Origin of the sequence: Paracoccus marinaquae, from assembly GCF_018860165.1 — a bacterium.
Lineage (GTDB): Bacteria > Pseudomonadota > Alphaproteobacteria > Rhodobacterales > Rhodobacteraceae > Paracoccus > Paracoccus marinaquae.
On the sequence record NZ_JAHKNG010000063.1, the window covers coordinates 1 to 12,316 of the forward strand.

Genomic DNA, 12,316 nt, shown 5'->3' on the forward strand with positions numbered 1-12,316 from the left:
ATCTCGTTGGCCGTGCGAAGTTCACGGACCTCGCGCTCCAGATCCTTGATCCGATCCTTCTCTGCGCTTGTCAGCCCGGCGCGTTGACCGGCATCGCGTTCGGCCTGCTGGCACCAGACGCGAAGACTGTCCGGTGAACAGCCAAGCTTCGGCGCAATTGCCTTATACGCAGCCGTATCGCTGGCATAATCAGCGCGGTGCTCTCGAAACAACCGAACGCCGCGCTCGCGAAGTTCGGCAGGGTAAGCGGGGGTGAATCTCTGCTTCGTCATAGGGCTCATCCTTTGAGTGTTCTACTCTCCGGTAAACCCGGGGCGGTTCAGTCAGACCGCCCAGACGACTGCCCGCGCAAGGTAGAAAAGCAGCGCCAGATGCCCGTGCCGTTAGTCGGCAAGCAGCGCTCTCTGAATCGACATGGCCGGAAGCAAGGAAACAGTTCCCGGTCAGCGACTATTTCAGCGGCCTGTCAGGACCCGCCGCTCTGCCTGAAGGCAAGCGGCGCTTTGCCATACCAGCGCTGAAACGCGCGGGTGAATGCGCTCGGATCCGAAAAGCCGAGCGCCAGCGTGACCTGTGACAGCGGCAGCCGGGTCTGGGTCACCAGCGACAGCGCCCTCTCCCGGCGCCAGTCATCTACAAGTCCCCGAAACGATGTCGCCTCCTCCTGCAGTCGTCGTTGCAGGCTGCGGGGTTCGATCCGCAGGCGCAGGGCAAGGCTTTCCAGCGTGCAGCCCCCGAACTCCATCTGTCGCGCGATCTCCTGACGCGCGGTCTCGACGATGGTCTCCGGTGTTTCCAGCCGAATTGACTCGAAGTAACGCTCGACAATGGCGCGATAGACTTCGTCGCGGCGTTCGATCGGACGGTCGAGAAGGGCAGCGTCGAAATGAAAGGCGTTCTGTTCGGCACGGAAACGAACCGGGCAGTGGAACCACCTCTCGGCAGCCGCGCGAAGATCGCCTGCATCCTGACGAAGGCTGACCTCGATCAGATCCAGCGGCGCGCGGCAGACAGCCTCGATGACGTTCCGGGCCAGGCCGAGCGAGAGAAGGATGAAATGCTGCGCGCCCGTCGGTTGGACAAGTGTGTCGATCATGATCGTCGCCACGCCGTCTTCCTCGGCCAGGTGCGCGACGACGGCATTGCTGTTGATGTCCAGATTGTCGACGATCGCCGTCAGGGCGCTGCGCACGTCCCGCGCCATCCGTGTCACGAGCCCGACCGGCCCCAGAATGTCGAGATGCTGATAGCCCGCCAGCCGAAGCGCCAGATCCGGCATCGCCCAGGCCAGGGCACAATGATCGAGAAGTGCGCAGAGCCTGACGAAATCGATCCGCTCGTCGGGCCGGTTCAGCAGCGCCTTGCTCAGGCCGACGGCACGCATCGCGGCTCCGAGATCGGCCCCTTTGGCTTTCGCGAGATGCTGCAAGTCGATGAGGGAACTGGCCCGATGATAGTAACGCTCCACCCTCCTCCTCCCCGGAGACAGAAACAGAGGGCGACAGGTTATGCGCCAACTCGCAGCAAGTCATCCGAATCGTCTTGTCATCCGGTGAATTGCTGGGGGCGGGTGGGACGCCGGGGCGGTGCGGCAGTCAGGGCTGGCGCGGAAATTGTGGCGCGCCCTCGGGGATCGCGACCCAGGGCAGCTTCTGCTCGACCCAGATATGGGCCATGGGGGCGAAGCCTTCGGGGTGGTCGAGCGTGCCGGCCTTGATCATCTCGATCCCTTCATGGCCCTCGCCTTCAGACCGGAAATGCGTGCCGCAGGAGGGGCAGAAATGCCGGCTGAAAGGTTTTCCGCTGGCGCCGTTTCCGTCCGGATAGGTGGCATCTGTGCCGGTCACGGTCACCGTGCCCGCCGGCATGACAAGGTTGAAGCTGAACGCCCCGCCCGAGGTTTTCCGGCAATCCTCGCAATGGCAGTTCACCACCATGACCGGATCCGCCGCGCTGAAGTACCGGATCCTGCCGCAAGCGCAGCCGCCTTCGATTCTAGCCATGTTCCGTCATTTCCGAATTGAGGTAAGGGGCCTGCGCGGGACGTGCCGCGCAGGCCCGGGGTCGTCGGGTTATTCGGGCAGCGCGAAGGCGATGACGTAATCCGCCCAGTCATTCGGGTTGTAACGCGCGCCGCCGGCGGTCAGGACGATATACTGACGCCCGTCCTTGCCGAGATAGGTCATCGGCGTGGATTGCGAACCCGATGGCAGGCGACCTTTCCACAGGACTTCGCCGGTTTCGGTGTCATAGGCGCGCAGATAGTAGTCCTGCGTGCCCGAGTGGAAGGCCAACCCGGTGCTGGTGGTGAAGGCACCGCCCAGTGCAGGCATCCCGACATGGAAGGCCAGCGGGTTCTGCAGGCCGAGGCCCGGAAAGGTCACATCGCGACCGGTGCCGGCGGGCTGCTGCCAGACCAGCTTGCCGCTGGCGACATCCACGCCCGAGATCGTGCCCCAGGGCGGCTCAAGGCAGGGAATGCCCGCGGGCGACATGAAGTTGACGAGCTTATGGGCATAGGGCAGGCCGAATTGTGCCGACAGTGCACCATGGGCATCGCCCAGAAAGCCCGGATTTTCCTCGCGGAACGTCCCGCGCGGCATCAGCCTGGTCACGACCGGCATCCGCATGTCGGCGACGACCATGATATTGCGACTTTCGTCAAAACTGGTGCTGCCCCAGTTCATGCCGCCATTATTGCCCGGATAGATAATGGTGTCGCGGGTCGATTGCGGCGTGAAATCGCCCTGATAGTTGGCGCGCTTGAACGCGATCCGGCACAGCATCTGGTCGATGGGGGTCGCCCCCCACATGCGCGCCTCGGTCAGGGCGTCGCCGCCGATGGCCGCCATGGCGGTCGAATAGGGTTGCGTCGGCGCGTAGTACTCTCCCTCGACCGAGCCGTCGCCTTGCGGGGCGGGCTTTTCCTCGACCTGCCTGATCGGCTCGCCGGTCCGGCGGTCCAGCACGAAGATCTGGCCGCGCTTGGTCGTCTGGATCAGTGCCGGGACCGTGCCGCCCTTGCCATCCGGCAGATCGGCAAGCGCCGGCTGCGAGGGCAGGTCATAATCCCAGATGTCGTGATTGGCCGTGCGGAAGTGCCAGACTTCACGACCGGTCTCCAGATTCAATGCGACAACCGAGGCGTTATATTCATCGTCGAAATCGCGCCGCTGGCCGCCGTAATAGTCGGGCGTGGCATTGCCAAGCGGCAGGTAGACCATGCCAAGCGCCTCGTCGATGGCAAAGCCGCTCCAGGCGTTGGGGGTGCCCTTGGTATAGGTTTCGCCTTCGGGCGGCAGGTTGGTGATCGCCGGATTGCCCAGATCCCAGGCCCAGACCTGCGCTCCGGTCATGGCATCAAAGGCCCGGATGGTGCCCGACGGCTCGCCCGTGCTGACATTATCGGCCACCCAGCCGCCAAGGACGATCTTGCCGCCGCCGACGAAGGGTCCGGTGGTTTGCGCCAGAAAGCCCGGAACGGCCGGGACGGTCGCGTTCGGATCGGGCGGATCGGCAGGGACCAGCTGGCCCATATTGGCCGACAGATCGACGGTGCCCTGGCTGCCGAAGCTTTCACAGGGCTTGCCATCGGATGCCCTGAGCGAGATCAGCCGCATGTCGGTCGTCGTCATCACCACGCGCGGGCCACATTGATCGCCGGGGCCGGGATCGAAATAGGCCACGGTGCGGCAACGCTTCCAGTAGGGCGAGGCACCCTTGGGATCGAACTGCCATTTGACTTCGCCGGTCGCGCCATCCAGCGCCGTCACCTGTGAGCCGGCGGCGCATTGATACAGCATGCCGTCAATCGCCAGGGGCGTGTTCTGATCCTGCAGTTGCTGCGACTGATCGGCGACAAAGCCGGTGCGCGCGATCCAGGCGACTTCCAGTTGCCCGACATTTTCGGGCGTGATCTGGTCGACCGTCGCATGGCGCAGACCCTCGTTGGTCCGGCCCCAGGCGGTCCAGTCGCCGCCCGCCGCCTGCGTGGCGGCCGAGACCGTGCCCGGAGTGATGGCCACCTCGTTGCGGATCACCCCATGCGGCAGGAACATCAGCGCCATGAACCCCGCGAAACCGGCCGCCATGACCACACCGCCAAGGACAAAGGGCCGGGTCAGAGCCGGCCTGCCGCGGGCCGGGCTGACCAGCGGCAACAGCAGCAGCGCAGCGGCGGCCAGAAAGATCGGAGCGACCAACCGGGGAACCAGCGGCCAGAAGCTGAAGCCCACCTCCCACAACGCCCAGACCACAGTGCCCAGAAACACTGCGAGATAGAGGTAAAGCCCGGCTGCCTCGCCCCGGAAGGTGCGGATGGCGGCCAGCAGGATCAGCAGTCCCGCAACCCCATAATACCACGACCCGCCGAGGGTGATCAGATACAGACCGCCGCCCGTCAGGACGAGTCCGATGATTCCCAGCAGTATTCCGAACAGCCGCAGCAGAGGATGGCTCCGCCCCGTCGTTTCTCGCTCGTTCATCGCGTTTCTCCGTTGCAGATCCTTGTTACGTCATGGAACGCCGGCCGGGCCGGGTTTCGGACAAATCGCCGCGCCTAGCACCGCCCGGCCAGGAATCTCGATATGCGCCCGGCCAGCGCCCCCCAGGGCGGCCCAAGCTTCTCGAACACGTTGATGAAACCTATTCTGTGGACCGAGCGGGCGTGGCTCAAACGCTTGAAGCCGTCATGGCCGTGATAGCCGCCCATGCCGCTCGCGCCCACACCGCCGAATGCCATGCCCTCCTGCGCGGCGTGCAGCATGGTGCCGTTCAGCGTCACGCCGCCCGAGATCGACCGGTCCAGAATGCCTTTCAACCGCCGACGGTCCTTGCCAAAGGCATAAAGCGCCAGCGGACGGTCACGCGAATTGATGTATTGCGCCACTTCGTCCAGTGTATCATAGCCGATAATCGGCAGGATCGGGCCGAAGATTTCCTCGTTCAGCAGCAGGCTGTCGGCCGGTGCGTCGATGACGACGGTGGGCGGGATCTTGCGGAATTCCACGGTGCCGTCATCCTCGAGGCTCAGAACCGTGGCACCGCCGGCGCGGGCCTCGTCGATGGCGCCGGTCAGGCGGGCGCGGTGGCGCGGCGAGATGATCGAGGTATAGTCAGGGTTCTTCGCGAGGCTGGGATATTTCCTGCGCGCCTCGGCGATCACCGCTTCGCCGAAGTCCCGAACCTTGGCCCGAGGCACCAGCGCGTAATCCGGCGCAATGCAGGTCTGCCCGGCATTCAGATACTTGCCAAAGGAAATGCTGCGCGCCGCGTCCTGCAAAGGATAGTCGTCACACAGGATCACCGGCGACTTGCCACCCAGCTCCAGCGTGACCGGGGTCAGGTTCGGGGCGGCCGCCTCGGCCACCTTGCGCCCGACCGCGGTCGAGCCGGTAAACACCAGATGATCGAAGGGCAGCCGCGAGAACGCCGCCGCCACCAGGGCATCGCCGGTGATCACGGTGACTTCGGTTTCGTCAAAACTCGCGGCGATCTTCTCTGCCAGCAGGGCCGAGGTGCGCGGGGTCAGTTCCGAAGGCTTGATCATCGCCCGGTTGCCCGCCGCCAGCGCATCGACCAGCGGTCCGAGCGCGAGGAACAGCGGATAGTTCCAGGGCGAGATGATCCCGATCACCCCCAGCGGCTCATAGCGCACCCGGGCTCTCGCCGGCTGGAAGGCAAGGTCCACATGCCGGCGGTCGTCCCGCATCCAGCGGCGCAGGTTCCGCCGCGCATTGCGCAGGGCATTCAGGGTCAGGACGATATCGAGAAGTCGGCTCTCATGTGGCGAGCGGTGGCAGAAATCATCCGAGATCGCCGCAATGAAGGCGTCTTCATTGGCGATCAGCATCTGCCGCAGGCGGTCCAGCCGGTCCCGGCGCTCGGCCAGGGTCGGGGCCACACCCGTCCGCGTCAGCGTGTGCATACGGTCAAATCGCTGCCGCAGCAGCATGCCGGTGTCACGGGCGGAGATGCCGGTTTCACGCATGTCGTTCATACCAGGGGCCTCTCGATGTCAGGCGGGAAAATACCGAAAAGGTCAGGCAGCCGCACCGGATGATGCGGCTGCCTGGTTCACCGGATTGCGGGCGTCACGCAAGCTGGTCGCGGATGACGCTTTCGATGCCGTCCTCGTCCAGCTTGTAGTGCTGATAGAGATGCGTCGGCGGGCCGATCAGCGAATATTCATCCTTGATCCCATGGCGCACCAGACGGGCCGGGCTGCCGTTTTCGGCCAGAACCTCGGCCACCGCCGCACCCAGACCACCAAGGACGTTGTGCTCTTCGACGGTCAGGATGACCTTGGAATGCGACGCGGCCTCCAGAACGGCGTCGACATCCAGCGGCTTGATCGTATGCATGTCGATCACGCCGACCGAATACCCTTCGGCATTCAGCTTTGTCGCCGCCTGGATCGACGGATGCAGCGGCATCCCGCAGGCGATGACGGTCACGTCGGTGCCGCGCATATGCTCGATGGCCTTGCCGATCACGAACGGCGCACCCTCGGCATAGACCTCGGGATCGCGGCCGCGGCCGGTGCGGTAATAGAGCGGGCCGTCGTAATCCCTGGACGCCATCATCGCCGCATATTGCTGGTTGCCGTCGGCGGGCGAGATGATCGTCATGTTCGCGATCGAACGCAGCGCGCCGATATCCTCGGTCGCGTGATGGGACGAGCCGTAGAAGCCGAAGGACAGGCCGGTATGGTGGCCGATGATCCGCACCGGCTGCTGGCAATAGGCCACATCCATGCGGATCTGTTCATTGCACAGAAGCGCCAGGAAGGACGCCATGCCCGAGACCCAGGGCACCATGCCGGTGGTTGCCAGACCGGCCGCCATTGACACGGTATTCTGTTCGGACAGGCCGGTATTGATCACCCGGTCGGGGTGCTTCTCGGCGAATTTCGACAGGCCGCCGGAATTCACCAGATCGGGCGACAGCAGCACGATTTCCTCGCCCTCCGCCGTCAGGTCGATCAGCGCGTCCGACGGGCGCAGCAGGTCCGGGAAGACCTCGGCCATCATCAGGTAATGCCACGAGCCGGGCGAGAGCTTTTCAAGCTTGGTCATCTCAGATCTCCTTGCTCATGATTTCCTGGGCGGCGATTTCGGAATCCTCGGGCGTCAGATAGCCAAGGTGCCAACCGGTCTGGTTTTCCATCAGGTCGATCCCCTTGCCCTTGATCGTGCGGGCAATGACGCAGGCCGGGCCGGGGCGGGTCTTGTCGGCCTTCAGGTGGCGCAGGACCGTGGTCAGTTCGTCAAGATTGTGGCCGTCGACCTCGTGGGTTTCCCAGCCGAAGGCGCGCCATTTCGCAGCCAGATCGCCGGTATCGACGATGTCCTTGACCGCGCCGTCAAGTTGATAGCCGTTCTGGTCGACGATGGCGATCAGGTTGTTGACCTTGTTTGCGACCGCTGCGGTCGCGGCCTCCCAGACCTGCCCTTCCTGCTGCTCGCCGTCGCCCATCATGGTAAAGACGGTGAAGTCCCGGCCCTGCATCCGGCCGCCCATGGCCATGCCCAGACCGTTCGACAGCGCATGCCCGATGGAACCCGAGGAAAAGTCGATCCCCGGCACCTTGGTCATGTCGGGGTGATCGCCCAGCGGATTGCCGAGGCTGCAATAGCCGTCCAGAACCTCTTTCGGCAGAAAGCCCAGATCGGTCAGGATCGGGAAATGGCCGATGGCGGCATGACCCTTGCCATAGGTGAAGCGGTCACGGTCGGGCCATTTCGGGTCGCCCTTTTTCAGCGACATGACCCCGTAATAGAGCGACGAGAAAATCTCGGCGCAGGAAAAGACCGAGCTGAAATGCCCGATCTTGGGCAACAGGATCAGCCGGATCGTCTCCAGCCGCACCATTCGCGCCTTTTCGCGCATCAGCGCGATCTCGTCTGCTGTCGGCCGCAGATCGTTTCGACCAGGCTGTTTCGTCTGAGCGTGCGCCATGTTCCCTCCTGAATGTTGCGCTTGCGTCCCGAAGCCCATATCGGCGCCCGGCGACATCTCCTCATTTCGCGAAGCTGAAGATGGCCGGATCGCGATAGTGAAACTTGATCCCTGGCGACAAAGAATTGATCCAGGAGCCGTTGTTGCAGAACCCGGGCTGCGAGGATTCACCATTGGAACCCGGACCGCCTCAAAGTGCGGAGTTTTTGCGCGGCAAGTCATGAGCAGCACCTTGCACATACCGACCCTGCGTTTATTCTGATGTGGCGACGGGACGACCAACCATGTCGACACTGGCAGCGGGATCGCAACCATGACAGATGACCTCTCCTCCTGCTGCCACCTCGGCGAAGGCTGCGACCCCTATAATCCGCTGCAGGGCAGCGATCATTTGGCAGTGGCCATGGCGGTGGCGCCCGCTCCGGATACTGTCCGCGCCGAGCTTCGGGTCGGATTACGGCTAGTGCCCGGTGGCATATTCGAGATGGGCGCGCGCAAGTCTACTTTTCCCGCCGATATGGACAGTCCGCGCCGGAAGGTTCGTGTCGACGATTTTCTGATGGCGCCCTATACTGTCACCAACACCGATTACGCGCGGTTCATTGCGGAGACCGGTTACCGGACCGTGGCCGAGCGCGAAGGATGGAGCTATGTCTTTCACCTGCTGCTCGACGATCCAGCCGCCTTTCCGGTGTCTCCGCCCGGACTGCCTTGGTGGCGTCAGGTCCATGGCGCCTTCTGGGGCTCTCCCGATGGCCCCGGAAGCACGGTCGAGGACCGTCCTGATTTTCCCGTCGTCCATGTCAGTTGGTACGACGCGCTGGCATACTGCGTCTGGTCGGGGTTGCGCCTTCCGACGGAAGCAGAGTGGGAACGGGCAGCGCGCGGCGGCCTGAAGGCCGCGAAGTTTCCGTGGGGTAACACGATGCGGCCAGACGGCGCCTTCGCCATGAACACCTTCCAGGGCGAGTTTCCGAGGACCAATACGGCCGAGGACGGCTACCATGGCACCGCGCCGGTACATGCCTATGCGCCAAACGGGTACGGGCTATACAACATGACAGGCAACGTCTGGGAATGGGTTCAGGACTGGTTTGGCCCCCTGCCCCCTGCCGGTCGCTTGCCCGCGGTGAACCCGACCGGCGCCCGGACGGGTGTCGCCCGTGTGCAGCGAGGCGGCTCCTACCTGTGCCATGACAGCTATTGCGACAGATATCACGTGCACTCCCGCACGCAGAACGAACCCGACAGTTCGACCGGGAACATCGGGTTCCGCGTCGCCGCCTCGGGTTAGAAAAATGGCGACGGCATCGCTGGTCGCCGGCTTTGGCGCCACGGTGAACCCGACCTCGTTTGACGGCGCAGCGGCGGCGATGAAATGCCTGCTGGTCAAGATCCCATGACATCACCGCCCGAGTTGTCCGAAGGTCAGGACATTGCCACCCTACGCGGGCGCAATAACGTGCTGCTGCGCGGCCTTCACCCGGTTCACCACCAACATGATCGATGACGAACTGGCCACAAGTCGGGCTGATCAGGGGGGATGAATCTGGCGGCGGCGCGGGAAACCAGGTGGTGGGCAGAATTGGTCTTGTTTGAATATGTCAACGAATTCTACAATCTCTGCGAGAGGTATTCACTCATCGCCGGGAAGAGCCCTGCAGCTTTCGAGAAACCCGCCGCATGAACAAACAAATAAACCTGCGCATCTGCGACATAAACCCACTCTTCCACATTGATCCCTCGTAAACAGAAGGAGCCAGAGATGATGCCACACCAAATCACCCGCATGGCGCAAGGAGGCACCGTCGCCTTGCTGCTTGCGACGTCGAATATGGCATATGCTCAGGAAGTGCCTCGCAATGGATCGGTTCTGCCCTTGCCCCCGGCTCCGTTCGAGGGCGTGATCAAGAAGACATTCGAGGGATCGCAGCAGGACTACCCGCAGCCGGTAATCCCTCCGGAAGACGCCCCCAACGTTGTCATCATCCTGATCGATGATCTGGGCTTTGGGCAACCTGGAACTTTTGGCGGGCCGGTTCCCACACCCGCGATGGATGCCTTGGCCGCGGAAGGACTACGATTCACCCGTTTCCACACCACGGCAATCTGCTCGCCCACACGCGCAGCCTTGCTGACCGGACGCAACCATCATCAAAGCGGTTTTGGCACCATTACCGAACTCTCTACAGGCTATCCCGGCTACAATAGCATCTGGCCGCGCTCATCGGGAACGGTCGCCGAGATCCTGAAGGACAATGGCTATTCCACCGCCGCCTTCGGCAAATGGCACAATACGCCTGACTGGGAAACGTCGCCGATAGGGCCTTTCGACCACTGGCCCACGGGGCTTGGCTTTGAATACTGGTACGGCTTTCAGGGCGGCGAAACCAGCCAGTGGGAGCCACAGCTGTTCCGCAACACCACGCCAGTAGAGCCCGACCGGCGCCCGGAGGAAGGCTACAACCTGAATGTCGATCTGGTTGACGACGCGATATCCTGGATCGACCGACAGAGTTCCATTGCCCCGGACAAGCCCTTCTTCGTCTATTTTGCACCGGGTGCCGTTCATGCCCCCCTGCATGTAAGCGAGGAGTGGATCGAGAAATTCTCGGGCCAGTTCGATCAGGGCTGGGATGTCGTGCGCGAGGAGACCATTGCGCGCCAGAAGAAGCTCGGCATCGTGCCCGAGAACACCGACCTGACGCCGCGTCCTGCGGAAATCGAAGCCTGGGATACATTGGACGCGGACTCAAAGCGGCTCTTTGCGCGGCATCAGGAAGTCTTCGCAGGCTTCCTCGCGCAGACCGATCATGAAATCGGGCGACTGATCGACCAGATCCAGTCCATGCCCGAGGGCGACAACACGATGATCATCCTGATCGCCGGCGACAACGGAGCCAGCGCCGAGGGCAGCGTCACCGGCACATTGAACAACATGATGACCCAGAGCGGCGTCCCCGACACTGTCGAGGCCCAACTGCCTGAAATCGATGAAATCGGCGGTCCGGCCCATGAGAACCATTATCCTGTCGGCTGGGCCTGGGCCGGCTCCTCGCCCTTCCAGTGGATGAAGCGCGTGCCCTCGCATTTGGGCGGCACCCGCAATGGCATGATCGTCAGCTGGCCGTCAGGCATCGCCGACCAGGGCGGGATCCGGACGCAGTTTCACCATGTGGTGGATATCGCACCGACGATCCTGGAGGCAGTCGGCGTACCCGAACCCGATGTCGTGAACGGCACCGAGCAAACGCCGATGGCCGGCGTCAGCATGCAATACAGCTTCGACGACGCCGATGCGCCCGGAACCCGCCGGACTCAGTATTTCGAGACCGGCGGCCACCGTGCGCTGTATCATGACGGATGGGTCGCGGCCTCTTTCCACGGCGCCCCCTGGGTACTGACCGGCTCGGTCGGTTTCGACAACAATGTCTGGGAACTCTACAATATCGAGGATGACTTCTCCTAGGCGCATGATCTCGCCGCGGAAAACCCGGAAAAGCTGGCTGAGTTGCAGGCACTTTTCGATGAGGAGGCCAGGAAATACCAAGTCTATCCGCTTGACGATCGCTTCGCCGAGCGCAGCTCCAACCCGGAACGGCCTTCGGTGACCAGAGGGCGGACCAGCTTTACCTATGCGCCGGGCACGGTTCGGGTTCCGGAAGGCAGCGCCGCTCCCGTCTATCAGCGCTCGCATACCATCACGGCTGAAATTGAGGTGCCCGAGGGCGGCGCCAGTGGCGTTCTGATCGCCAATGGCGGCTCGGCTGCGGGCTATACGCTCTACCTGGAAAACGGCGTTCCGGTCTATGAATATAACTTCTTTGGAAAGGAGCGTTATCGCGTGACTGGCGGAACTGCGCTGGAGCCCGGTCCTCATACCGTCACCATGGTCTATGAACAGAAGCCCTTTGAACCGATGAAAGAGGTCACAGGCGGCATCGTAACTCTGCAGGTAGATGGCACGGAAGTCGCCAGCGGTGAAATCGCCAGGGTCGCTCCGTTCCGGTTCTCCGCAACCGAAACCATGGATATAGGCATGGATCTCGGCGCGAGCGTGTCCCACGTTTACGAAAAGGCGGCGCCCTTCGCTTTTACCGGGGTGATCAAGCAGGTACAGGTGGACCTGCAGTAGCGCAACGCCAACATGCTCAATCGACTTTGGCCCGCATCAATGTGCGGGCCATTCCACTAGACGGCGTCTGCATTTAGGCTTCCCAAATTACCAACGGCGTTGTTGCAGAACTCGGCGCTGGAAGGATTCACACTGCGAATCCGGTAGGTTAAGAATCTCGACATGAGCAAGCCCGAGCCCGCCCGTTACCGCACGACGAACTGGAAATCCTACAACGAAGCG

The 12,316-nt window shown here is 62.9% G+C and carries 9 protein-coding genes and 1 pseudogene; 3 read left to right on the forward strand and 7 right to left on the reverse strand.

The window, feature by feature from the left end:
* The 7 genes and pseudogenes from KNW02_RS21325 to KNW02_RS19145 form a co-directional block, all read right to left on the reverse strand.
* Positions 1-170, reverse strand: a pseudogene (locus KNW02_RS21325) (transposase); the annotation flags it as partial.
* A 296-nt stretch (positions 171-466) separates the two neighbouring features.
* On the reverse strand, positions 467-1,468 hold the full coding sequence (locus KNW02_RS19120) for an AraC family transcriptional regulator (protein WP_216034791.1): 1,002 nt from the start codon (positions 1,466-1,468) through the stop codon (positions 467-469).
* A gap of 127 nt (positions 1,469-1,595) precedes the next feature.
* On the reverse strand, positions 1,596-2,003 hold the full coding sequence (locus tag KNW02_RS19125; RefSeq protein WP_216034792.1) for a GFA family protein: 408 nt from the start codon (positions 2,001-2,003) through the stop codon (positions 1,596-1,598).
* A 69-nt stretch (positions 2,004-2,072) separates the two neighbouring features.
* Complete coding sequence (locus KNW02_RS19130) at positions 2,073-4,484, reverse strand: membrane-bound PQQ-dependent dehydrogenase, glucose/quinate/shikimate family (protein ID WP_252734119.1); 2,412 nt, start codon at positions 4,482-4,484, stop codon at positions 2,073-2,075.
* Between the two features lie 74 nt (positions 4,485-4,558).
* Positions 4,559-5,998, reverse strand: a complete 1,440-nt coding sequence (locus tag KNW02_RS19135) for a coniferyl aldehyde dehydrogenase (RefSeq protein WP_216034793.1) — start codon at positions 5,996-5,998, stop codon at positions 4,559-4,561.
* Between the two features lie 94 nt (positions 5,999-6,092).
* Positions 6,093-7,076, reverse strand: coding sequence for a transketolase family protein (locus KNW02_RS19140; protein ID WP_252734121.1), 984 nt, complete (start codon positions 7,074-7,076; stop codon positions 6,093-6,095).
* 1 nt (position 7,077) lies between these two features.
* Positions 7,078-7,959, reverse strand: coding sequence for a transketolase (locus KNW02_RS19145; RefSeq protein WP_216034794.1), 882 nt, complete (start codon positions 7,957-7,959; stop codon positions 7,078-7,080).
* Positions 7,960-8,272: 313 nt separating this feature from the next.
* On the opposite strand from KNW02_RS19145, the gene KNW02_RS19150 reads away from it, so the two are divergent.
* The 3 genes from KNW02_RS19150 to KNW02_RS19160 all read left to right on the forward strand — a co-directional run bounded on the left by KNW02_RS19150 (position 8,273) and on the right by KNW02_RS19160 (position 12,094).
* Positions 8,273-9,253, forward strand: coding sequence for a formylglycine-generating enzyme family protein (locus KNW02_RS19150; RefSeq protein WP_216034795.1), 981 nt, complete (start codon positions 8,273-8,275; stop codon positions 9,251-9,253).
* Positions 9,254-9,724: 471 nt separating this feature from the next.
* Positions 9,725-11,428 carry an arylsulfatase gene (locus tag KNW02_RS19155; RefSeq protein WP_216034796.1) on the forward strand — a complete coding sequence of 568 codons (1,704 nt, stop codon included), beginning with the start codon at positions 9,725-9,727 and terminating at the stop codon, positions 11,426-11,428.
* A gap of 42 nt (positions 11,429-11,470) precedes the next feature.
* A complete protein-coding gene (locus KNW02_RS19160) occupies positions 11,471-12,094 on the forward strand; it encodes a LamG domain-containing protein (protein ID WP_216034797.1) in 624 nt (207 codons plus the stop codon).
* Positions 12,095-12,316: the final 222 nt, after the last annotated feature.